This is a genomic window from Enterobacter cloacae complex sp. HYC080_NIDB (assembly GCF_056673325.1).
Genome location: NZ_CP114212.1, coordinates 2,601,289 through 2,625,009, shown reverse-complemented (window position 1 = coordinate 2,625,009; position 23,721 = coordinate 2,601,289). Strand labels below are relative to the sequence as shown.

Below are 23,721 nucleotides of genomic sequence, written 5' to 3'. Positions count from 1 at the left end.
TGCGCGCTAAATTACCGGAAGAACAATAAAAGCAGAGGATTCGTCTGAAAATGCGATTCTGGTTTATCCTGGTGGCGGCACTCTTTCTTGCGGGATGCAGCAGCCATCGTGCACCGCCGCCTAATCCGCGGCTTTCAGATTCTATCACCGTCATTGCCAGTCTGAACGACCAGCTGAGCAACTGGCGCGGGACGCCTTATCGCTACGGCGGTATGAGTCGCGGCGGGGTGGACTGCTCTGGTTTTGTGCTGATGACGTTTCGTGACAAGTTTGATTTACAGCTTCCGCGCGAAACGCGCAAGCAGGCTGAAATTGGGACTGAAATTGATAAAGACGACCTGCTGCCGGGAGACCTGGTCTTTTTCAAAACCGGTTCGGGAGAAAGTGGCCTGCATGTCGGCATTTATGACACGGACAACCAGTTTATTCATGCCTCAACAAGCCGTGGGGTGATGCGCTCTTCTCTGGATAATGTTTACTGGCGTAAAAATTTCTGGCAGGCACGACGTATTTAATCTGCCCGAACACGTCTCACTGCCGGCAGGGTAACTATTAAATCATGCCGGTTTTTCTTGAATAAGCTGATTAAAGTTAAATTTACCTAAAATTAGCGTCATCCTTATGTGTCTGTTTTATCTAAAACTGGCTATTACTCTGTAACCAGGATAAGATTATTTTAGATTCAGGGATAAATCTGAAAATTAATACGGAACTAATGAAATTAAACTTATTAAAATCAAGACAGTGGAATTGTGTCGGCAATTGCTCCAGGATGTCCTCTCTCATCTTTAATGCGGGGCGAGTGCAATGATGATTACGCTAGATAATGCATACCAGTCTGAACTGATGCTTTTGCCAGCACGTAATAGTGCTGGCGAGCTTAAAGGTTTAGAGGTTCTGGTTAACTTTACTGGCGTCGGCACCGATGTGAGGATCCCCACTGAGCTCGTTATCCCCCGGCTTTCAGCGGCAGAAGAGTTAGCGCTGTTTAACGAAAAACTGCAATTGCTTGATACCTGTAAACTGTTTTTTATTCAGCATCAGTTAATTGCATGGATCAATATTACACCGGCTATTGTTGAATTTTTATTAAGTAATGGGAATGCTGTTTCAATTCTTGAGCGGTATCCTTTTCTTGAGTTTACTGTTAATGAGAATTATCCAGGTTTAAATAACGGAAAGGATGATCTGCAACTGGCGAGAATGGCGATCCATTTCCCGCTGGTCCTCGCAAACTTTGGTGCAGGCGCGGCATCGCTCAAAGCTGTCTATGATGGATTATTTAAACGGGTCATTCTCGATAAAGGTTTCATCCAGCAGCGGGCTTCAGAGCTCTCTTTCGAACCTTTTATGCGCGCTATCCTCTGGCAAATAACGCCGCACTGCCAGTCGGTGATCGTCTCAGGTATTGACGACCACGGTCTGCTGCAACGCGTCTTGTCCTTCAATTTTGGCGCCATGCAGGGCACGCTGTGGCCCGCTGTCCCGGCGGAGCACGTCACGACGCTGGTTCAGTAGCGATAACCCTGTCTTTCGCCCGTGTTTAAGTTCGGGCAAACCCTCTACACTAAAAGCAGGAGGACTTATGACCCTGTCTTTTACTGCTCACTGGCATGACGAGTTGCCTGGCTTTTACACCGCACTCAAACCCACACCGTTACACAATTCACGTCTTATCTGGCACAACGACCGGCTGGCCGATGAACTGGCCGTTCCGCCTGAGATGTTTAAGCCTTCCGGGGGCGCGGGCGTCTGGGGAGGCGAAACGCTTCTTCCCGGTATGCAACCCCTTGCCCAGGTCTATAGCGGACACCAGTTTGGCGTCTGGGCGGGACAGCTGGGCGACGGCAGGGGGATCCTGCTGGGCGAACAACAGCTTTCCAACGGAGAGACGGTTGACTGGCATCTGAAAGGTGCAGGTCTTACCCCTTATTCTCGGATGGGCGATGGCCGCGCAGTATTACGTTCAACAATACGTGAATGCCTGGCATCTGAAGCCATGCATGCTCTGGGGATCCCCACCACGCGCGCGCTGTCGATTGTCACCAGCGACACGCCGGTTATGCGCGAAACGGTAGAAAAAGGGGCGATGCTGATGCGTATCGCACAAAGCCATCTGCGCTTTGGCCATTTTGAGCACTTTTACTATCGTCGTGAGACGGACAAGGTTCGTCAGCTCGCGGACTACGCTATTCGCCGCCATTGGGCGCATTTGCAGGATGAGGCTGATAAATACGTTCTCTGGTTCCGGGACGTGGTCGCCCGTACCGCCAGGATGATTGCTCGCTGGCAAACGGTGGGCTTTGCCCATGGGGTAATGAACACTGACAATATGTCGCTCCTCGGGCTGACCTTTGATTATGGGCCGTTTGGTTTTCTGGATGATTATCAGCCGGGGTATATCTGCAACCACTCTGACTATCAGGGACGTTACAGTTTTGACAACCAGCCAGCGGTTGGGCTATGGAACCTGCAGCGGTTTGCGCAAACATTGTCGCCGTTTATGGATGTCGATGCCCTGAATGATGCACTCGACAGCTATCAGGACGTTTTGCTGCGAGAATATGGCACGCTGATGCGCAACAAGCTGGGGCTGATGACCCAGGAGAAAGGGGATAACGAGATCCTGAACGATCTGTTTGCACTGATGGCGCGTGAGGGGAGTGATTATACCCGCACTTTCCGGATGCTGGGCCAGACGGAGCAGCACAGTGCTGCCTCGCCGCTGCGCGACGAGTTTATTGACAGGCAGGCCTTTGACGACTGGTTTGCACGTTACCGCTCCCGCTTGCAGCAGGAACAGGTCGATGACGCCGCCCGTCAGACGCAGATGAACGCGACGAATCCCGCGATGGTGTTGCGCAACTGGCTGGCGCAGCGGGCGATTGAACAGGCAGAGCAGGGAGAGTATGACGAGTTGCACCGTCTGCACCTGGCGTTGCGCACGCCGTTTGCCGACCGGGATGATGACTATATCAGCCGCCCGCCAGACTGGGGCAAACGGCTGGAAGTGAGTTGCTCAAGTTAAACATTTCTGGCCGGGTAGCGGCTTCGCCTTACCCGGTCAGAAACTCACTGTGCCACCCAGCCGCCATCCATATTCCACGCGGCGCCGCGAACGTTAACGGCGCTGTCGCTGCATAAAAACAGCGCCAGTTCGCCCAACTGCTCCGGGGTGACAAATTCACCTGAAGGCTGCTTTTCCCCGAGAAGCTGGTCTCGCGCCAGTTCCGGCGGGACGCCATCCGCGATGCGCTTATCAATTTGCTGTTGTACCAGCGGGGTCAGTACCCACCCCGGGCAGAGGGCATTGGCGGTCACGCCGGTGCGTGCGGTTTCCAGCGCCAGGGATTTGGTGAAGCCCACCACGCCATGCTTGCCGGCAACGTAGGCGGACTTCTCTTTCGACGCAACCAGCCCGTGAACGGAGGCGATATTAATGATGCGTCCCCAGTTTTGTTCACGCATGGCGGGCAACGCCAGCCGGCTGGTGTGAAACACCGCAGAAAGGTTAATGGCGATAATGTCGTTCCATTTATCCACCGGAGCCACATGCTGTATCCCGGCATTGTTAACAAGAATATCCACGCCGCCAAACTGCGATTCGGCGTAGCGCATCATGGCTTCAATCTGCAACACGTCACGCAGGTCGGCATCGTGGTAGCCCGGCTTTTTGCCCAGTTGTGCAATTTCTTCTCGCGCTGATCCGCTGTCACCGAAACCGTTGAGAATCAACTGCGCCCCTGATTTCGCCAGCACGCGAGCGATCCCCAAGCCAATGCCGCTTGTCGAGCCGGTCACCAGGGCGATTTTACCGTTCAGATTCATTTTTCTCTCCTTACACAATGCCGGTCAGATAGAACACGGCAATGACAAAAAGCACTGCCAGGCTTTTAATGATAGTGATAGCGAAAATGCCGCCGTAGGCCTGACGATGGCTCAGGCCGGTGATGGCCAGCAAGGTAATCACCGCCCCGTTATGGGGAAGCGTATCCATCCCGCCGCTTGCCATTGATGCCACGCGGTGCAACACCTCAAGCGGGATATTGGCCGCGTGGGCGGCAGCAACAAAGGTGTCCGCCATGGCCGCAAGGGCAATACTCATTCCGCCGGACGCTGAGCCGGTGATCCCGGCGAGAACGGTCACGCTGATGGCTTCGTTCAGCAACGGGTTCGGGATGGCCGACAGCGCTTTAGATAACACCAGAAAACCGGGCAGGGCGGCGATAACCGCGCCGAAACCGTATTCGGACGCGGTATTCATCGCCGCGAGGATGGCGCCGCTCACCGCCGTTCGGCTGCCTTCTGCCAGACGTCCCCGGATATTGCGAAAACCAAAAATCAACACCAGCACAATACCGGAGATCAGCGCCGCCTCCACGGCCCAGATGGCGGTGATCTTGCTCACCTCGGTCACAATCGGTTTCGCCAGTCCTGGCAGGGTAAGCTCATGACTCGTACCGTACCAGCCGGGGATCCAGCGGGTAAACAGCAGGTTCAGTATGCCCACGACCAGCAGCGGGGAGAGAGCAATCAGCGGATGCGGGAGATGAATATTGTCCGGCGTTTCAGGTTCGTTTTTCAGGTCCGTGCCATAACCTTCATTGTTATTGATCGCCTTACGCCGCTGCCGCTCCAGCCAGAGCAGGCCAAAGAAGATAATAAACAGAGAGCCGATAAGACCCAGCCACGGGGCCGCCCAGGCGTTAGTGCCAAAGAAGCTGGTGGGAATAATGTTCTGGATTTGCGGCGTGCCGGGCAGGGCGTCCATGGTAAACGAGAACGCCCCCAGCGCCACGGTAGCGGGGATTAACCGTTTAGGAATGCCGCTCTGGCGGAACAGTTCGGCGGCAAACGGGTACACCGCAAATGCCACCACGAACAGCGACACGCCGCCGTAGGTTAACAGCGCACACACCAGGACTATCACGGGGATAGCGTGCCGACGACCGAGGATCTGGATCGCGGCGGCAACGATGGATCGTGAAAAACCGGAAAGCTCAATCAGCTTGCCAAACACCGCCCCCAGCAGGAACACCGGGAAATAGAGTTTAACGAAGCCGACCATCTTTTCCATAAACAGGCCAGTAAACGTCGGGCCGACGGCACCCGGATCGGTCAGCAGCACGGCACCAAGCGCCGCAATCGGCGCAAACAAAATCACGCTGTATCCGCGGTAGGCCGCCAGCATCAGTAATCCCAGCGCCGCCAGGGCTATTAACACACTCATTACGACTCCTCACTTTAATTATTATTCGGGTACCAACGAGAGGTTTAACGCTCAACGGTCAGGGCAATGCCTTGTCCGCCGCCAACGCACAGGGTGGCAAGTCCCTTTGTTACCCCCCGGCGCTGCATTTCATGGAGCAGGGTCACCAGGATGCGACAGCCGGATGCGCCAATCGGATGGCCCAGGGCGATGGCGCCACCGTTAACGTTGACGTTCTGTTCATCCCAGCCAAGCTCTTTGCCCACCGCCAGTGCCTGTGCGGCAAAGGCTTCGTTGGCTTCAATGAGATCGACGTCGTCGAGCGTCCAGCCCGCCCGCGCCAGCGCCGTCCGGCAGGCGCTGACCGGGCCGATGCCCATCACCGACGGATCAACGCCCGTCACGGCGTAACTCACAATGTGGCCAAGGACAGGTAACCCGCTTTCCCGCGCCTTTTCCTCGCTCATCAGCAGTACCGCGGCGGCCCCATCGTTAAGGGTGGAGGCGTTCCCGGCCGTGACCGTGCCCTCGTCATGCAAAAATGCGGGGCGAAGCTGTGCAAGCTGCCCGGCGGTGGTTTCCGGGCGTGGCTGTTCATCATGGCGGACAATCTGTGGCGCACGTTTGCCCTGTTTCACCGTCACTGGCACTATCTCGGCGTCAAACCGACCAGTCTCAATGGCGGACGCTGCCTTTTGCTGTGACCGGAAGGCGAAGGCATCCTGTTGCTCGCGGGAAATGCCGTACTCACGGGCGACGTTTTCCGCAGTGATGCCCATGTGGTAATCGTTGAAGGCGTCCCACAGGCCGTCGGTGATCATGCTGTCCTGCAGGCCCGTATGCCCAAAACGCAGCCCTGAACGTGCGCCATCCAGCAGATACGGGGCGTTACTCATGCTCTCCTGGCCGCCAGCGATAACCACGTCTGCGTCACCGCAGCGGATTGCCTGGGCGGCGAGCTGTACCGCTTTCAACCCCGCGCCGCACACCAGATTGACCGTTGTCGCCGGGGTGCTGACGGGTAATCCGGCAGTGATGGCCGTCTGGCGGGCGGGGTTTTGCCCGCACCCGGCCGTCAGCACCTGACCGAAAACCAGTTCGTCTATTTGCTCTGGGTGAAGACCGCTGCTCTCCAGCAGACGCTGTACCGTGACGGCACCCAGCTCAATGGCTGAAAGGGGCGAGAGCGATCCGCGAAAACTGCCAATGGGGGTTCGCGTTGCCCCGACAATCATGACCTTTTTCATGTTGAGTCCTCAGTTGAAGCGCATCTCGCGAACGTCGTCCGCCACAATGATTTTTCCGGCCGTTTTACGGACAATCTCGTCGATACCGACACCCGGGGCGTACTCCCGCAGGATGAACGCGCCGTCCGCTATCTCCAGCAACGCGAGATCGGTCAGGACCCGACGGATGCAGCCCACACCGGTGAGCGGCAGCGTGCAGCGCGGCAGCAGTTTGGAGTCACCGTTTTTTGCCGCGTGGGTCATCACCACAATGATGTTCTGCGCCCCGGCAACGAGATCCATCGCGCCACCCATCCCTTTCACCATCTTTCCGGGGATCATCCACGAGGCAATGTTGCCCTCGACATCGACTTCAAATGCGCCCAGCACGGTCAGATCCACATGACCGCCGCGGATCATGGCAAACGACTGGGCCGAGTCGAAAATGGCCGCGCCGGTCCGCGCAGTGACCGTCTGTTTACCGGCGTTGATCATGTCGGCATCAAGGCTCTGCTCATCGGGAAAAGCCCCCATTCCGAGCAGACCGTTTTCCGACTGCAGCATCACGTCCATTTCCGGGGGAATATAATTCGCCACCAGCGTAGGGATGCCGATCCCCAGGTTGACGTAATACCCGTCGCGCAGTTCGCGGGCGACGCGCATCGCCATCTGTTCTCGGGTTAACATCGTCAGACTCCTTGCGCGCGCAGCGTGCGCTGTTCAATGCGTTTTTCAAACTGGCCGACAATCAGCCTGTCGACGTAAATTCCCGGCGTATGAATAGCCGACGGAGGCAGTTCACCCGGCGGAACAATCTCTTCCACCTCCACAACCGTGATTCGGCCCGCCGTTGCCATCAGTGGATTAAAATTTTGCGCGGTATGGCGATAGATAACGTTGCCGTACCAGTCCGCTTTCCAGCCCTTAACCAGCGCGAAATCACCGGTAATGGCCTCTTCAAGAATGTAATTTTTACCGCCAAACTGGCGCACATCTTTGCCCGCTGCCACGGGGGTGCCATAACCGGTAGCCGTATAAAACGCCGGAATACCGGCCCCGCCCGCGCGGACCTTTTCTGCCAGCGTCCCCTGCGGAGTAAGTTCGATTGCCAGTTCCCCGCTCAGTACCTGCTGCTCAAACAGCGCGTTCTCGCCGACGTAAGACGCCACCACTTTGCGAACCTGGCGCGTTTCGAGCAGTATCCCCAGACCGAAACCATCCACGCCGCAGTTGTTCGACACGACCGTCAGATCTTTCACCTGACGGCGTCGAACCTCTGCAATCAGGTTCTCAGGAATACCGCACAGCCCGAAGCCGCCCGCCAGCAAGGTCATGCCGTCCGTCAGCCCATCCAGCGCCTGCGCATAGCTGCTGACGCGCTTATCCAGTCCTGCCATAGTCATCCCTCCCGTTAACCGTGCCGGTATCATTAGGGGTGGCGACTCATTTGTTAATTTTGAATTTGTGACCCACTCATTTGGATTTCTTATTAATTTCCTGTTAACTAAATTTTTTCAATTAGTTAACAGGATGAAAAATGAGAATGAGTGTCAAACAGTTACGCGCGTTTTTAGCGGTAGCTCACACTCTCAATTTCGCGCACGCCAGCGAACGCTTAAATCTTTCCCAGCCAGCGCTGAGCCTGACGATTAAAAGCCTGGAAGATGCGCTCGGTGGGCAGCTGTTGCAGCGGAGCACGCGCAAGGTTGCCCTCACGCAGGAGGGAGAAACATTTCTGCCGATGGCGCGGCAGCTGCTGGCCGACTGGGATAACGTGGAAGAGGCAATGCGCCAGTGCTTTACGCTCCAGCGCGGCAAAATCTCGGTCGCGGCGATGCCGTCGTTTGCCGCCAACGTTTTACCGGAAGTGCTGAAAGCGTTTCGCGATCGCCATGCCGGGGTTAACGTCACCGTGCATGATGTCATCAACGAGCAGGTGATTGAGATGGTGCGGGAAGGGCGGGTTGAGATGGGAATAGCTTTTGAGCCGGCACCCACGCATACCCTGCTGTTTACGCCGCTGGGGCTGGACAGGTTTGTCGCCATTGTGCCGAAAGATTCCGCGCTTGCGGGAAAAAAACGCCTGGCATGGGAGGAGTTGCTGACGCTGGATTTCATCACCCTGCAGCGCCCTTCGGCGGTACGTCTGATGATGGAGGAGGAGCTGGCGCGGAGCGGCAGAAAGCTGGACGTGGCGCTGGAGAGTCATCAACTGGTGACGGTAGGGCGCATGGTCGCCAGCGGGCTGGGTGGCAGCGCCGTGCCGGCGCTCTGCGAGGCGCAGATGGCTTCCCTGGGTGCGGTCTGTATTCCGCTGGATAACCCGCCCATTGAAAAGTGCATCGGGGTGATCCATCCCGGGCACACGCAGCTCTCTAAAGCGGCGCATGCCCTGCTGGAAACGCTGAAGGACTTTTATCACCCCGCTCAGGGAGCGAGGAACACCTGCGGCACGGCATGAGCCGGATGGTTGCCGACCAGCACCTGCGCGCCATACCAGCGCGCCAGCGTCCCGGCCTGCAAAACGTCCTCAGGTGTCCCCCTGGAGACCAGCCTCCCGTTATGCAGCAGCAGGATACGATCCGCCCACAGTGCCGCCAGATTAAGATCGTGCAGAACCACGCAGACGTGGAGATGCCCCCGACGGGTCAGGGTTTTCATCAGGCGCAGCAGATGTTGCTGGTGGAAGAGATCCAGTGCGGAGGTCGGTTCATCAAGAAACAGCCAGCCGCGTGGGGCGCCGTCGCACCAGAGTTGGGCCAGCGCCCGAGCGAGCTGGATCCGTTGCTGCTCGCCTCCGGAGAGTGCCCAATAGCGTCTGCCCGCCAGGGGTAAGCAGCCTGTGATCGCCATGACCTCCTCAACCACTGACGCCTCAGGGGAGCGCGTCCAGGGGGCGCGCCCCATACCGACCACGGCTTCCACCGGCCAGTCGAATCCGGGCTGCGTATTTTGACGCATCACTGCCCGGTAGCGGGCGAGGGTCTCCGTTGGCCAGTCCGCAAGCGGCGTGCCTGCCAGACTGCACCGCCCGCTTGCGGGTGTGAGATAGCCGGTCAGCAGCCGTAATAATGTCGATTTCCCGGCACCGTTAGGGCCAATCAACGCGACCAGCTCACCCTGAGATAAGGTCAGTGATACATCGTCGATCAGCGTCCGTTGCCCGGCGTGAAAGACCAGGTTTTCCGCACAATAGCGTTCAGCCATGCGCACCTCCACGACGAAAGATAAGCCACAGGAACCACGGCGCACCGAGAAGGCTGGTCAACAACCCGACGGGCATTTCCGCCGGGGTGACCAGAGTGCGCGCCAGCGTATCGGCAGCCAGCAGCAGTAACGCTCCGGCCAGCACCGAGCCGGGGATCGCGGCCCGGTGGTCGGCCCCCAGCCACATACGTATCAGGTGTGGGGCCACAAGGCCAACAAAGCCAATCACGCCGCTGATGGCCACCGCCGCAGCGACCAGCAGGGCGCTGCACAGCAGCAGGATCCGCTGTACCCGGGCAACATCCACCCCGAGATAGTGCGCCTCTTCATCACCCAGCTGCAGCAAATTGAGTGGACCAGCCAGCCGCCAGATAATCAGAACCGCAGGCACCATCAGCGAGGTCACCGCAAGCAGGGTGGACCACTGCGCCTGCCCGAGGCTGCCCATTCCCCAGAGCGAAAGCTGGCGAAGCTGCGCATCGTTGCTAAGCCAGGAAAGGAGACCGACGGCCGCGCCGCACAGGGCGTTGATGGCGATCCCCACCAGCAGTAAACGGGACAGGGAACCGTGACGCTGCTGGCTGAGCAGGAAGATCACAACGGTTGCAGCCAGCGCGCCGAGGAATGCCGCAACCATCGGGGCGTAAAGCATCATCAGGGCCGGCAACGTGACAGGAATAACCACCCACAGCGCGACCGCCAGCGCCGCGCCGCTGCTGATCCCAAGCAAACCCGGGTCTGCCAGCGGGTTGCGGAACAGTCCCTGCATCACGCACCCGGCCAGCGCCAGCGCGCCGCCAATCACCAGCGCCAGCAGCACGCGGGGCAGGCGAATGGTCAGCCAGATCTGACGCATCGCCTCATCGCTGCCGTTCCACAGCAGGCTTACCGGCAGAGGCAATGCCCCAAAGCCTGTTGCCGTAAGGGTCATGATGCTCAGAATTGCGGCCAGCATCCACAGCGACAGTGCGATCCGCCGGGACATCAGGGCAGTTGCTCCGCTTTAGCACGCAACTGCCGGATGGCTTCCGGCGTGCGCACGCTGAAACCCAGCAGCGCCATGTCATCAATCGCCAGCAGCTGTTTGTGCCGTCCCGCCGGGGTTTGCGCCAGTCCGGGCAGCTTCCACAGATTCGCCTCGCCACCCAGCGCGTTCACGCCGTCCTGCGAAATCACCACCATGTCGGGCTGGCTGGCAATAATCCCTTCCTGCGACAGCGGCTGATACCGCGTGAAACCCTGCATCGCGTTCTGTAACCCGGCGGCACGGATGGCGGCATCGGCGCCGGTTTGCTGTCCGGCGGCCATGGCGGTCATTCCCCCGTGGTTGAGGATAAACAGCACCCGCTTGTTGAGCGGTTCTGCGGGCAGAGCCGCCACCGCCTGACGTAGCGAGCGGCGCAGGCTCTCTCCCTGCGCTTCACGGTGCGTGGCCTCGGCAATAATGCGGATCTTTTCGTCAATGACGCTCAGATCGTTGCGGCCAGGAACGGTAATCACCCTGACGTGACTGCGTTCAACCTGCTTTAGCGCCAGAGACGGCTGCGCCTGGTCGCTGGCCAGCACCAGCGTGGGACGCATGGACAAAATCCCTTCGGCGTTAAGCTGGCGCAAATAGCCCACATCGGGGAGCGCGTTCGCTGCCTGCGGCCACTGGCTGGTACTGTCGCGAGCGACCAGCGAAGAGTCCGCGCCAAGCGCATAGACAATCTCCGTGACGTCGCCGCCAAGGGTGACAATTTTCTCCTGCGCGGCGGCAAACGCCACCAGCGGCAGGGCACTCAGCAGGGCAAACCACGTCTTCATGCGGCCAGCCCTTTTGGCGTCAGGGCATCAATCTGGCTACGCCACTGGCTCTGCTCCGGCTCGCCTTCCGTACGCTGACCATAGAGTTGGGCAATTTGCGTGCCGTCTGCGGCAAACAGTTCCAGGCTGGTGACGTGACCGTCTGCAGTTGGTTTGCGCGTGACCCAGCTCTCCGCAATCGTCTCCTCCAGCAGATGCAGGGTAAAGGTGGGGTTAAAGATGTTCAGCCAGCCTTTCATCGGCACGACTTTTTCCACCGCGCCGGTGAAGATCTGCACGCAGCCGCGGTTACCCACGAAGATCATGATTTCGTTGCCGTGCTGGCGCGCGGTTTCGAGCAGCAGTGCCAGCGCGTTGTTTTCAACCTGGCAGGCGAGGTCGTCGCCCACCAGGCGAAATGCCTGCTGGCGGCTGAGGTTGTGGCGTTTCAGCAGGCCGAAGAACTGGTGCACGTCAGTCATCGCACGCCACGCTTTGTCCACGAGGGCGGCATCTGCATTTTCGGCATGCAGCGGGGTCTCGGCAGCCTTCAGCTCAAGCGGCGGGTTATCGGCAAAGATAAAGCGGGTCAACACGTCAGCCCAGGCGGCGAGGTCGGTGTTGTCCGTGGTGTAAACTTTCAGTACGGCATCACCCTGATGATCGAAAAACTGAATGCTCTGCCGCTCGCCGCGTGCGGTGGTTTCGCTGAGGTGAAACGCGCTTGCCCACTGGTTGAGGAACAGGCGCAGATCCAGTCCGCGCGGGTTCAGCACCAGCCCGGCGTGGCCGTTCAGGTGCTGCTGGGTGAAGCTGCCTGCCTGCTCGTGAACGGCATAGTCGTTGCGGCAGATGCATTTTGTTTCCCCTACGGCTTCAAGCGCGCCTAAGATCTCGCGAATTTCACCGCGCAGTCGGCAGGCATCATGGCCCACGCGCGCAAAGGTCAGTTCTGCTTCACTGAGGTTCATTAACCCTGCAATATCGCGCGCATACTTACCCGGGTTTTCTTCTTTTAGCGCCAGCCAGCGCGTGTAGTGATCCATTGTCTTTTCCTTCTGAATAGTTGCCCCGCGGGGAATTACCACTGATAACTCACAAAAATCTTGCCGTTACGACCGTCCTGCGGAATACCCTGAGGAGACCAGTACTCCTTGTCGAAGGCGTTACCCAGCACCAGCGTGGTGGTGATGCCCTTGAGCTGCTCCTGGCTCTTATAGTTGATGTAGATGTCGTTGACCGCATAGCCCGGCTGTTTGCTGTAACTGCTGCTGACATGGGTTGAACGATCGACAAAGGTGCCGATCCAGCCCACGGAGAAGCCGCTTTGCGCCACCGGAATATCCAGCCTGCTGGTGACGGTGTCCGGGTTGATGCTGGAGATGTAGTCGCCGGTATCGGTATCTTTTCCGCGCGTGCGGTTATAGGCCAGATCGAGGTTAAACAGGTCAGCCGAGTATTTTGCCATCACGTCCCAGCCCCAGATTTTGGCGTTCGGAACGTTGTACGACATGGTGGTCGCCGCGGCAAAATTGACGGTGGTGGAGATGTAATCTTTGGCTTTGGTATCGAAATAGCTGGCCTTGAACTCCAGCCCATCGTTGGCGAGCATCAGGTCGTCAAAGCGCAGGCCAAAACCAAACTCCTGCGTTTCGTTGGTTTCCGGGCGCAGGTTCGGGTTTGGCACCCAGTAGTTAGTGTAGAAACTGCCGATGGAGAAGTGTTTGGCGTCGTTATACATCTCGCCCATGGTCGGGGCGCGAAAGGCCTGAGCGTAAGAGCCAAACAGCATCAGCCAGTCGGTAGGGCTGACGGTTAACCCGGCGCGGGAGGACCACTTGTCGGCATCCACGTCGTCGTAGCCCTCGCTGCTACCCCGATAGTTGTCATAGCGCGTGCCGCCCAGCAGGGTAACGGGCAGATCGCGCAGGGTGATTTCATCCTGCAGCCAGCCGGAGCTAAAGTCGATTTTCGCCTCCGGGAAGCCGGTGGTGGTGCCACCCGGACGTTGTTCCTGACGATAATATTCCCCGCCGTAGGTCAAAAGGTGAGAGGCAAAGGTGTCGCCAAACAGGCGGGTACGGTTTTCTACTTTGCCGCCTTTGGTGGTCTGCTTGCGGAACTCACCGGTGCTGTCGATGTTCTGGGCATTTATGCGCGCCTCTGACCAGTAAACTTTTGCATCGGCGTTCAGCCAATCGTTCCCTTCCGGCGCCAGACGGTAACCCAGCTGTGCATCACGCTGGATGGTGGAGCGGTCGGTGATGGGGTTGCTGCTGGTGGCATCGGGGGTTTGCGGGTTTTTCGGCTCCTGCGCGGCGTTGTTGTAGTAGCGCAGGGAGCCGCTTAACGTCTGAGCCGGGTCGATTTTCCAGCTGCCTTTCGCCAGCATGTTATTAATGGATTCGTCGTTTGGTGCACGCTTGCCGTCGCTCTGGCGGATATCGCCGCGGTCACGGCTGGACCATGACACCAGACCGTCAAGCGTATCGGTGCGGCCATAGGCGCTGGCCCCCATCCCGAGGCTATGATCGCCCGTCGCACCGGTACCAAACACGCGGTAACCGCTGTTTTTGCCCGGTTCCAGGAGATCTCTGGCGTCAACGGTGTCATAGGAAATCACGCCACCCAGCGCACCGCTGCCGTAGAGCAGCGCCGACGGACCGCGCACAACTTCGATACGTTTGATCAGCGCCGGGTCGAGGAACGTGCTGTTGAGGTGTCCGGTGTCGGTACCCTGACGCACGCCGTCAACCAGCACCAGCACGCCGCGTCGGTCATAACCGCGCAGATTAACGTCCTGACCGTTGGTGCGGCCGGTGCCGTCCAGCGTCAGGCCTGGCACGTTACGCAGCAGGTCGGCGGCAGAGCTGGCGGTCTGTTTTTCCGGGGCAGCGGCGTCAATCACGCTCACCATCATTGGGGCTTCGAAGGCGCTACGGGCGTTGCCGGTCGCGGTGACGGTTATTTCATCTGCGGCAGCAAACGCGACGCCCGGCAGGGTACTGACAATCGCCAGCGCCAGAAGTGACGGGCGTAAACATGCGGTATGCAGGTGTGGCATAGCAACTCTCCATAAAGAATCGAAAGCGCTGGCTGCCTGGGGATCACCTGGGTGGCTTGCGAATGTTTTGGTTTATTTTGTGAGGATCAATTTTCCGGCATTCGTCTGGCGCAGCAGGTAGTGCTGGCCGTCATGCTCGATAATCACCCGGCCCTCATCACCCAGCAGGCTTTTGCTGTCGATGCGACGATCGGTGGAGGCAGGGGCGGGCGCTGTGTGTTTGTTAGCTGGCGTTGCCGCGCGGTTATCCGTAGGTGACATAATGTTTATAAATAACAATCAATGTAACAATGATAATCATTATCAATAAACTGCAATTTCACGGCAAGCGTTTTTGTGAAAATAATGTGACGGGATCAAATTTTGGGGGAAGGTGCGGTCTGATGCCCTCACCCCGACCCTCTCCCACAGGGAGAGGGAGAAGGGCACGAACCGTAGGCCGGGTAAGCGCAGCGCCACCCGGCGGGGGTCAGAAGCGCGTATCTATCGCAGACGCCAGCTTTTCCAGCAGCAGTTCGCTGTCTTCCCAGCTCAGGCACGGATCGGTGATTGACTGGCCGTACACCATCTGCTGTCCGGCAACGATTTTCTGCGTGCCTTCCTTGATAAAGCTTTCGGCCATAATACCCGCGATGGCGGTTGAACCGCTGCGGATCTGCTGGCAAATTTCATCGCAAACGTCCAGCTGGCGGCGGTGCTGCTTCTGGCAGTTACCGTGGCTAAAGTCCACCACCAGATGTTCCGGCAGATCGAATTCGGCCAGTGTTTCGCAGGCGGCGGCGATATCGTCGGCATGGTAATTGGGTTTCTTCCCGCCACGCATAATGATGTGCCCGTAAGGGTTACCGCTGGTCTGGTAGATAGTCATATGACCACTTTTATCCGGCGACAGGAACATGTGGCTGGCACGCGAGGCGCGGATCGCGTCAACAGCGATACGGGTGTTGCCATCGGTCCCGTTTTTAAAGCCGACCGGACAGGAGAGGGCGGAGGCCATCTCGCGGTGGATCTGGCTTTCAGTGGTGCGTGCGCCGATCGCGCCCCAGCTGATCAAATCGGCAATAAATTGCCCGGTCACCATATCGAGAAATTCAGTCGCCGTTGGGACGCCCAGCTCGTTGACCTGGAGCAGCAGCTTGCGTGCCAGTTCGATACCGTGATTCACACGATAGCTGCCGTTGAGATCGGGATCGGAAATCAGCCCTTTCCAGCCCACCACGGTACGCGGTTTTTCAAAGTAGGTGCGCATCACAATTTCAAGGCGATGCTGATACTTATCCCGCAGTCCCTGAAGGCGTTTGGCATAATCCAGTGCTGCATCCAGATCATGGATAGAGCAAGGGCCAATCACGACCAGAAGACGCTTGTCTTCACCATTCAGGATTTTTTCAATACGTCGGCGGGAGGCCGTAACATGTTCCGCAACCGCGGCGGAAACGGGATGCCGCTGAGCCAGTTCAGCCGGTGTGACCAGGCTGTCAATGCGCGCCGTGCGGAGTTCGTCGGTTTTATTCATGATTTGTCTCAGAAAATTTTTGCTTCATCGGCAGACTACCGGGAAGTGATGGGCATCACATTAAACCAATCCCTGCTGATTTCAAGTTCGGGGCGATACCGCCCCGTTGTTGCAGAGGATGATACCCGAATCTGAGTTAATGTACTAGCATATTAGTACATGCGACGATTAAGTCCCATGATGTCGAGAATTTTGGTGGCGATCTCTTCTACCGAATAGTTAGTGCTGTTCAGCCACGGGATCTGGTTTTTGCGGTAGAGCGCTTCCACTTCTGAGACTTCCATGCGGCACTGGCGCATGGAGGCGTAGCGGCTGTTCTCGCGGCGCTCTTCGCGGATCGCGGCCAGACGCTCCGGGTTAATCGTTAGTCCGAACAGCTTGTGCTGCAGCGGCTTGAGCGCAGCGGGCAGCACCAGGTTATCCATGTCGTCGGCAATAAAGGGGTAGTTGGCGGCGCGAATGCCGAACTGCATCGCCAGATAGAGGCTGGTCGGCGTTTTACCGCAACGCGACACGCCAAGTAAAATCACCTGTGCCTGGTCGAGATTGCGCAGAGAAATACCATCGTCATGCGCCAGGGTGTAGTCGATGGCGGCAATACGCGCATCGTATTTGGTCAGGTTGCCAGGGTTCAGCCCATGGGTACGGTGGGCGATAGGCGTCGGGTCAAGCTTCAGCTCGCTCTGGAGCGGGGCCACCAGCGCCTGGACGATATCCTGGCAGAAGCCCTCGCTTTGCAAAATGATGTGGCGAATTTCGGGGATAACGATGGAGTAGAACACCAGCGGACGGACGCCGGTCTGCTGGTAGATGGCGTCGATCTGGTCCTTCACCGCTTTGGCGCGGCTCTCATTTTCCACGAACGGCAGCGTGATGCTGTTAATCGATACGGGGAACTGCGACATGACCGCGTGGCCCAGCACCTCGGCGGTGATCGCCGTACCATCAGAAATATAAAAAACGTGACGATCGACAGCATTATCCATTTTACCCACCCTGAATATCATACGTAATTGTCTGAAAGCATAAATTAAAAAAGTAATTTCCACAGCAAAGAACTTATCCTAATTATGAATGAAACACTGTTTTTGATTTTCCTGAAAAGTGGATTTCATTTTTCAAATAGCGACTTTATTTTTGTGGTTAACGGCTGAATATAGAGGAATCATCGGGTTAATCGCTGGTGGGAAACTATCCGAAAAGTTGAAAATTTAAATTGCTTACACGATTCACCGTTTTTTTAGCGCAAATAAATATGCCAGTATAAATACGTAGTCAGGTGTTACTTACTCCGATCAAATATCACAAAAGGATTGTTTCGATGTCCAACAATGGCTCGTCACCGCTGGTGCTTTGGTATAACCAACTCGGCATGAATGATGTAGACAGAGTTGGGGGCAAAAATGCCTCCCTGGGTGAAATGATTACAAATCTGTCCGGTATGGGTGTTTCCGTACCAAACGGGTTTGCCACAACCGCCGATGCGTTTAACCTGTTTTTAGACCAGAGCGGTGTAAACCAGCGCATTTACGACCTGCTGGATAAAACGGATATTGATGATGTGACCGAGCTTGCTAAAGCCGGGGCGCAGATCCGCCAGTGGATCATCGACACACCTTTCCAGCCGGAACTGGAAAAAGCCATTCACGATGCTTACAACCAGCTCTCCGCTGACGATGCGCAGGCCTCCTTTGCCGTGCGTTCTTCCGCAACCGCAGAAGACATGCCGGACGCGTCGTTCGCCGGGCAGCAGGAAACCTTCCTGAACGTTCAGGGCTATGATGCGGTGCTGGTGGCCGTGAAGCACGTATTTGCTTCCCTGTTCAACGACCGCGCCATCTCCTATCGCGTGCACCAGGGCTACGACCATCGCGGCGTCGCGCTCTCCGCTGGCGTCCAGCGCATGGTGCGTTCAGACGTAGGCTCATCCGGCGTGATGTTCTCCATTGATACCGAATCCGGCTTCGACCAGGTGGTGTTCATCACCTCTGCATGGGGTCTGGGTGAGATGGTGGTGCAGGGCGCAGTGAACCCTGACGAATTTTATGTACACAAGCCGACGCTGGCCGCGGGTCGCCCGGCGGTGGTGCGCCGCACCATGGGCTCGAAAAAAATCCGCATGATCTATGCCCCAACCCAGGAGCATGGCAAGCAGGTTAAGATTGAAGATGTGCCGCAGGAGCAGCGCGACCGCTTCTCCCTGACCGACGCCGAAGTGCAGGAACTGGCGAAGCAGGCGGTGCAGATTGAAAAACACTACGGCCGTCCGATGGATATCGAATGGGCGAAAGACGGGAACACCGGCAAGCTGTTTATCGTCCAGGCGCGTCCGGAGACCGTCCGTTCTCGCGGTCAGGTGATGGAGCGTTATACGCTGCACGCCCAGGGCAAAATTGTGGCGGAAGGTCGCGCGATTGGTCACCGCATCGGTGCCGGTCCGGTAAAAGTGATCCACGACATCAGCGAGATGAACCGTATTGAGCCAGGCGACGTACTGGTGACCGACATGACCGACCCGGACTGGGAACCGATCATGAAAAAAGCAGCGGCCATCGTCACCAACCGCGGCGGTCGTACCTGCCATGCGGCGATCATTGCCCGCGAACTGGGTATTCCTGCGGTTGTCGGCTGCGGTGACGCAACCGAACGCATGAAGGACGGACAGAACGTAACCGTCTCCTGTGCCGAAGGCGATACGGGCTACGTGTATGCCGATATCCTCGACTTCAGCGTGAAGAGCTCCAGCGTGGATACCATGCCGGATCTGCCGCTGAAAATTATGATGAACGTCGGTAACCCGGACCGTGCGTTTGACTTCGCCTGCCTGCCGAACGAAGGCGTTGGCCTGGCGCGTCTGGAATTTATCATCAACCGCATGATCGGCGTGCACCCGCGTGCGCTGCTGGAGTTTGACGACCAGGACGCGAAGCTGCAGAACGAAATCCGCGAGATGATGAAAGGCTACGACTCGCCGAAAGAGTTCTACGTTGGCCGTCTGACCGAAGGGATCGCCACGCTGGGCGCGGCGTTCTACCCGAAACGCGTGATCGTGCGTCTGTCTGACTTTAAGTCAAACGAATACGCCAACCTGGTCGGCGGTGAGCGCTACGAGCCGGAAGAAGAGAACCCAATGCTGGGCTTCCGCGGCGCTGGACGCTACGTGTCCGACAGCTTCCGCGACTGCTTCGCGCTGGAGTGTGAAGCGGTGAAACGCGTGCGCAACGACATGGGGCTGACCAACGTCGAAATCATGATCCCATTCGTGCGTACCGTGGATCAGGCGAAAGCGGTAGTGGACGAGCTGGCGCGTCAGGGGCTCAAGCGCGGCGAAAACGGGCTGAAGATCATCATGATGTGTGAGATCCCGTCCAACGCCCTGTTGGCCGAGCAGTTCCTCGAACACTTTGACGGCTTCTCTATCGGCTCGAACGACATGACGCAGCTGACGCTGGGCCTGGACCGCGACTCCGGCGTGGTCTCTGAGCTGTTCGATGAGCGTAACGAGGCGGTGAAAGCGCTGCTCTCCATGTCCATCCGTGCGGCGAAGAAACAGGGTAAATACGTCGGGATTTGTGGTCAGGGTCCTTCTGACCATGAAGACTTTGCCGCCTGGCTGATGGAGGAGGGGATTGATAGCCTGTCCCTGAACCCGGACACCGTGGTGCAGACCTGGCTGAGCCTGGCGGAACTGAACAAGTAACGCCAGCATGACCCGAAAAGGCGAGGATATTATTCCTCGCCTTTTTTATTTGTTTTCTTATTTGCTCCCCATCACAAATAAAGTAAAAAACCAAATATCATAATTTGTCTGTTAATTTAGACAATTGTTAGCGCGCAAAGCGTTGCTAATACTTGAGCCTTACTGCGCATTTCTCTTCAGAAGATGCGCAACTGGTTGAAATACGTTTTAACCTGATAAAAAGGCAAATAACAATGACACTTTCCTCTGTATTGCGTACCAAAGATAAAATAGGTTATGGCTTAGGTGATATGGCCAGCGCGCTGGTCTGGCAAACGGCCACGTTATTTCTTGCTTACTTCTATACGGATGTTTTTGGTTTACCCGCGGCCATTATGGGGACCATGTTTTTAGTGGTGCGCGTGGTTGATGCGTTTGTCGACCCGTGCATTGGCGCACTGGTTGACCGCACCCAGACGCGTCATGGTCGTTTCCGTCCCTGGCTGCTGTGGTTTGCCATTCCTTTTGGCGTAAGCTGCCTGATCACTTTCTATGTACCGGACGTCGGGCCGACGGCTAAAATCGTTTATGCCTGCCTGACCTACGCTATCCTGAGCCTGATTTACTCCGCGGTTAACGTGCCTTACTGCGCCATGCCGGGCGCATTGACGCTGGACCCGCGCGAGCGTCACTCCCTGCAGTCATGGCGCTTTGGTCTGTCATTTATTGGCGGGTTGATTGTGACGGTTATCGCATTGCCGCTGGTCTCACTGCTGGGCCAGGGCAACGTGCAGAAAGGCTATTTCTATGCCATGAGCCTGATGGGGCTGCTGGGCATTGTGCTGTTCTTCTGCTGCTTCCTGATGACCCGCGAGCGGTATTCTCCGCGCAATGATACCTCCGGCTCCATGCTTACCGATTTAAAACTGCTGGGCCGCAACAGCCAGTGGCGTATTGTGTTCCTGTTTAATATTTTGCTGCTGACCGCGGTGGTAACGCGCGGCTCCGCCACGATGTATTATGTGAACTACGTGCTGTTGCGCCCGGATCTGGTATTTGCCTTTATTGTTTCCGGAATGGTTGCCTCCTTAAGCGGCGCATTATTATCTGAACGGCTGCTGGGGAAATTTGACCGCGTTCGTGCTTACCAGTGGACGATTATTTCCTTCGTCATTTTCGGCGCGCTGATTTTCTTCCTGCCGCCTTCGCAGGTCAGGCTGATCTTCGGCCTTAACATTGTCTTTAGCTTTATTCAAAACCTCACCACACCGCTCCAGTGGACCATGTTCTCCGATGTGGTCGATTACGAAGAGCATCGCAGCGGCCGTCGCCTGGACGGGCTGGTCTTCTCCACCGCGCTGTTTGCCATCAAATTTGGCCTGGCGCTGGGCGGGGCGGTGGTGGGCTGGGTACTGGGCATGGTGGATTATGCGCCGGGCCAGGCAGCCCAGACGCCGCACGTGCTGTCGACCATTAACGCGCTTTTCACCCTTATCCCATGCGCGCTGTTCCTCTGCATGGTGGCGCTACTTTCCATCTACAAGCTTAACAGCCGGCTGGTGGATTCCATCGCCCGTGAGCTGGCCAGCAAGCGTGAGCTCAGACCCGAAGCGGGGCAGCTCAGCCCGGCAACCCCTTCCGCACTACAGGAGTAAAACATGACAGCTATCTATAAGGACGCGGGACGTCCCGTGCACGAGCGCGTCGCCGATTTACTGGCGCGTATGACCCCGGAAGAGAAGTTCGCCCAGATGCATGCCTACTGGCTGATCCTCGACGAAAACGGTAACCACCGCGAGAGAAGCGATCTGAGCGACGAATTCGCCGGTGTGAGCGAACAGGCGTCGCTCGGGGAACGGCTAAAACTGGGCGTCGGGCAGATCACCCGCCCGCTGGGCACCCATATTGTTGACGCAAAAACCGGCGTGCGCGCGGCGAACCGCCTGCAACGTATGATGATGGAAGAGACCCGTCTCGGCATTCCTGCGCTGTTCCACGAGGAGTGTCTGGTAGGACTGCTGTGCAAAGACGCAACGCTGTTCCCGTCCTCGCTGAATTACGGTTCCACCTGGAACCCTGAACTTGTGCAGCGTGCAGCAGAGCAGATTGGCAAAGAGGCGCGCTCTGTGGGCTGCCAGCAGGGGCTGGCCCCGGTACTGGACGTTTCCCGCGACGTGCGCTGGGGCCGCACCGAAGAGACCTTCGGGGAAGATCCGTGGCTGGTGGGGGTGATGGCGACGGCATACGTCAAAGGGTTGCAGAGCGATAAGCGCGATCTGCTGGCGACGCTTAAGCATTACGTGGGTCACTCGTTCAGCGAAGGGGCGCGCAACCATGCTCCGGTCCACCTGGGCTTTAGCGAGCTGAACGACACCTTCCTGCTGCCGTTTGAAATGGCGGTCAAGCTGGCCAATGCCGGTTCGGTGATGCCCGCCTATCATGACATTGATAATCAGCCGGGACACAGTGACAGCTTCCTGTTGACCACCGTGTTGCGTGAGCAGTGGGGTTTCGACGGCATCATTGTCGCGGATTATGGCGGCGTCAGCCTGCTGCATCAGCACCATGGCATTTCCCACGATGCGGCGGAATCGGCCGCACTGGCATTCAACGCCGGGCTTGATGTTGAACTGCCGAAAGATGACTGCGCACGACACCTCGCAGAGGCCGTTGAGCGTGGGCTGATTTCCATGGCAAAAGTCGATGAAATCGTGGGGCGCGTGCTGACCGAAAAATTCCGGCTGGGGCTGTTTGAACACCCGTATGCCGACGAAAACGGGATCGATCTGCAAAACGAGGCAACCCGCCAGGTCGCGCGGGACGTGGCGACGCAATCTGTCACGCTTCTGGAAAACAACGGCATTTTGCCCCTCGGTGGAAAACCGCGCGTGGCGCTGGTGGGCCCGACCGCAGACGATCCGCTGGCCCTGCTCAGCGGCTACAGTTTCCCGGTTCACCTGATTATCAGCGATATGGTGGAAGAGACTTCGCAGGTGACGACTCCGCGCGCGGCGCTGGAACATTACCTGGGCGCAGCGAACGTGCGCTACGCCAAAGGGTGTCACATTATCGAAAAACGCATGGCGGGTGCACCTGTCTTCCCTGGCGACAGCGGCGGTAAACCGATGCAGCAGTCACCGGTTTCGCAGAGTACCGCCTTGATCCCCGAGGCGGTAAACGCTGCGCAGCAGAGTGATGTGGTGGTGGCCTGCGTCGGCGACCTCGCAGGGCTGTTCCAGAGCGGCACGGTAGGGGAAGGCTCCGATACCGACTCGCTAAACCTGCCCGGCGTGCAGCAACAGCTACTGGACGCGCTGGTGGCAACCGGAAAACCGGTCATCGTTGTCATGACCGGCGGGCGTCCCTACAACCTGCAGGGGCTGGAGGATAAGGTCGCGGCGTTGATGATGGCATGGGCGCCAGGGCAGGAAGGTGGCTGGGCGATTGCGGACGTGTTAACCGGTCGCGCCGAGCCGCAGGGACGACTGGTGGTGAGCGTGCCGAAAAGCGCAGGCGCGATGCCGTATTACTACAATCACAAGCTGAAAAGCGGCGGGACGCCGTTCGCGTTCCACTTCGGTGCACGTTATCCGTTTGGTTTCGGTCTCGGCTGGACGCAATTTAGCTGGGGAGCCGCGAAGGTAGAGGCATCGAGCGTGCCAGTCGACGGCGAGGTGGTCATCAGTCTGGATGTCACCAATAACGGCGAACGCAGCGGCAGCGAAGTGGTGCAGGTTTACGTCAGGGATAAGGTCGCCACGCAGGTACGACCGCTCCAGGAGCTGAAGGCCTTCCAGCGCGTCACGCTCTCGCCGGGGGAGACCGCCACGCTGAACTTTACGCTGCCGGTGGAGATGTTTAACTTCACCCGTCGTGATGGCAAGCGCATTGTTGAGCCGGGTGAGTTTGAACTGCAGATTGGCGCATCGTCGGCGGACATCCGTGAGATCGTGTCGGTCAACGTCACCGGGGAGACGCGGGTTGTGCCCGCTGAATGGCGGATGCTTAGTACCTGTGAAGTGACACGCGCGTAGT

At 57.7% G+C, this 23,721-nt stretch carries 20 protein-coding genes; 7 read left to right on the top strand and 13 right to left on the bottom strand.

Features of this window, described 5'->3' with window-relative positions:
* Positions 1-50 precede the first annotated feature (50 nt).
* The 3 genes from O1723_RS12425 (at position 51) to selO (ending at position 3,028) form a co-directional block, all read left to right on the top strand.
* Positions 51-515 carry a C40 family peptidase gene (locus O1723_RS12425; RefSeq protein ID WP_014883495.1) on the top strand — a complete coding sequence of 155 codons (465 nt, stop codon included), beginning with the start codon at positions 51-53 and terminating at the stop codon, positions 513-515.
* 292 nt (positions 516-807) lie between these two features.
* Positions 808-1,518, top strand: coding sequence for an EAL domain-containing protein (locus O1723_RS12420; protein WP_014883496.1), 711 nt, complete (start codon positions 808-810; stop codon positions 1,516-1,518).
* A gap of 67 nt (positions 1,519-1,585) precedes the next feature.
* On the top strand, positions 1,586-3,028 hold the full coding sequence (gene selO, locus O1723_RS12415) for a protein adenylyltransferase SelO (RefSeq protein WP_023338257.1): 1,443 nt from the start codon (positions 1,586-1,588) through the stop codon (positions 3,026-3,028).
* Positions 3,029-3,072: 44 nt separating this feature from the next.
* Here selO and O1723_RS12410 read toward each other — a convergent pair whose 3' ends face one another.
* The 5 genes from O1723_RS12410 to O1723_RS12390 are packed head-to-tail and all read right to left on the bottom strand — an operon-like array spanning position 3,073 to position 7,832.
* Positions 3,073-3,828 carry a 3-hydroxybutyrate dehydrogenase gene (locus O1723_RS12410; protein WP_248191108.1) on the bottom strand — a complete coding sequence of 252 codons (756 nt, stop codon included), beginning with the start codon at positions 3,826-3,828 and terminating at the stop codon, positions 3,073-3,075.
* 10 nt (positions 3,829-3,838) lie between these two features.
* Positions 3,839-5,230, bottom strand: a complete 1,392-nt coding sequence (locus O1723_RS12405; protein ID WP_014883498.1) for a GntP family permease — start codon at positions 5,228-5,230, stop codon at positions 3,839-3,841.
* Between the two features lie 44 nt (positions 5,231-5,274).
* Positions 5,275-6,456 (bottom strand): acetyl-CoA C-acetyltransferase, encoded by a 1,182-nt coding sequence (locus tag O1723_RS12400; protein ID WP_014883499.1) that lies wholly within the window; start codon positions 6,454-6,456, stop codon positions 5,275-5,277.
* 9 nt (positions 6,457-6,465) lie between these two features.
* A complete protein-coding gene (locus O1723_RS12395) occupies positions 6,466-7,122 on the bottom strand; it encodes a 3-oxoacid CoA-transferase subunit B (protein WP_014883500.1) in 657 nt (218 codons plus the stop codon).
* Between the two features lie 2 nt (positions 7,123-7,124).
* The gene (locus O1723_RS12390; protein WP_014883501.1) at positions 7,125-7,832 is read right to left on the bottom strand and encodes a CoA transferase subunit A; all 708 of its coding nucleotides are present in this window, start codon (positions 7,830-7,832) and stop codon (positions 7,125-7,127) included.
* 140 nt (positions 7,833-7,972) lie between these two features.
* Between O1723_RS12390 and O1723_RS12385 the strand changes: the two genes are divergently transcribed.
* Entirely contained in the window at positions 7,973-8,896 is a 924-nt protein-coding gene (locus O1723_RS12385) for a LysR family transcriptional regulator (RefSeq protein ID WP_023337160.1), read from the top strand.
* Here the strand turns inward: O1723_RS12385 and O1723_RS12380 are convergent.
* The 8 genes from O1723_RS12380 to ppsR form a co-directional block, all read right to left on the bottom strand.
* Positions 8,863-9,642, bottom strand: a complete 780-nt coding sequence (locus tag O1723_RS12380; protein ID WP_014883503.1) for a heme ABC transporter ATP-binding protein — start codon at positions 9,640-9,642, stop codon at positions 8,863-8,865. The genes O1723_RS12385 and O1723_RS12380 overlap by 34 nt on opposite strands.
* Positions 9,635-10,627, bottom strand: coding sequence for a FecCD family ABC transporter permease (locus tag O1723_RS12375; RefSeq protein ID WP_023337161.1), 993 nt, complete (start codon positions 10,625-10,627; stop codon positions 9,635-9,637). The genes O1723_RS12380 and O1723_RS12375 overlap by 8 nt, the downstream gene beginning before the upstream one ends.
* Entirely contained in the window at positions 10,627-11,448 is an 822-nt protein-coding gene (locus tag O1723_RS12370; protein WP_014883505.1) for a heme/hemin ABC transporter substrate-binding protein, read from the bottom strand. The genes O1723_RS12375 and O1723_RS12370 overlap by 1 nt, the downstream gene beginning before the upstream one ends.
* Positions 11,445-12,473 (bottom strand): hemin-degrading factor, encoded by a 1,029-nt coding sequence (locus tag O1723_RS12365; protein WP_014883506.1) that lies wholly within the window; start codon positions 12,471-12,473, stop codon positions 11,445-11,447. Before O1723_RS12365 ends, O1723_RS12370 begins: the two co-directional genes overlap by 4 nt.
* A 35-nt stretch (positions 12,474-12,508) precedes the next feature.
* A complete protein-coding gene (locus O1723_RS12360; protein ID WP_248191111.1) occupies positions 12,509-14,491 on the bottom strand; it encodes a TonB-dependent hemoglobin/transferrin/lactoferrin family receptor in 1,983 nt (660 codons plus the stop codon).
* Between the two features lie 72 nt (positions 14,492-14,563).
* On the bottom strand, positions 14,564-14,752 hold the full coding sequence (gene hemP, locus O1723_RS12355; protein ID WP_014883508.1) for a hemin uptake protein HemP: 189 nt from the start codon (positions 14,750-14,752) through the stop codon (positions 14,564-14,566).
* Between the two features lie 208 nt (positions 14,753-14,960).
* Entirely contained in the window at positions 14,961-16,007 is a 1,047-nt protein-coding gene (gene aroH / locus O1723_RS12350; RefSeq protein WP_014883509.1) for a 3-deoxy-7-phosphoheptulonate synthase AroH, read from the bottom strand.
* A gap of 152 nt (positions 16,008-16,159) precedes the next feature.
* Entirely contained in the window at positions 16,160-16,993 is an 834-nt protein-coding gene (gene ppsR / locus O1723_RS12345; protein WP_014883510.1) for a posphoenolpyruvate synthetase regulatory kinase/phosphorylase PpsR, read from the bottom strand.
* A 335-nt stretch (positions 16,994-17,328) separates the two neighbouring features.
* Here ppsR and ppsA point away from each other — a divergent pair, with 335 nt between their 5' ends.
* The 3 genes from ppsA (at position 17,329) to O1723_RS12330 (ending at position 23,720) form a co-directional block, all read left to right on the top strand.
* Positions 17,329-19,707: a phosphoenolpyruvate synthase gene (gene ppsA / locus O1723_RS12340; protein WP_014883511.1), complete on the top strand. Its 2,379-nt coding sequence runs from the start codon at positions 17,329-17,331 to the stop codon at positions 19,705-19,707.
* A gap of 233 nt (positions 19,708-19,940) precedes the next feature.
* On the top strand, positions 19,941-21,341 hold the full coding sequence (locus O1723_RS12335; RefSeq protein ID WP_023337162.1) for an MFS transporter: 1,401 nt from the start codon (positions 19,941-19,943) through the stop codon (positions 21,339-21,341).
* A 3-nt stretch (positions 21,342-21,344) separates the two neighbouring features.
* Complete coding sequence (locus O1723_RS12330; protein ID WP_023338260.1) at positions 21,345-23,720, top strand: glycoside hydrolase family 3 N-terminal domain-containing protein; 2,376 nt, start codon at positions 21,345-21,347, stop codon at positions 23,718-23,720.
* Position 23,721: the final 1 nt, after the last annotated feature.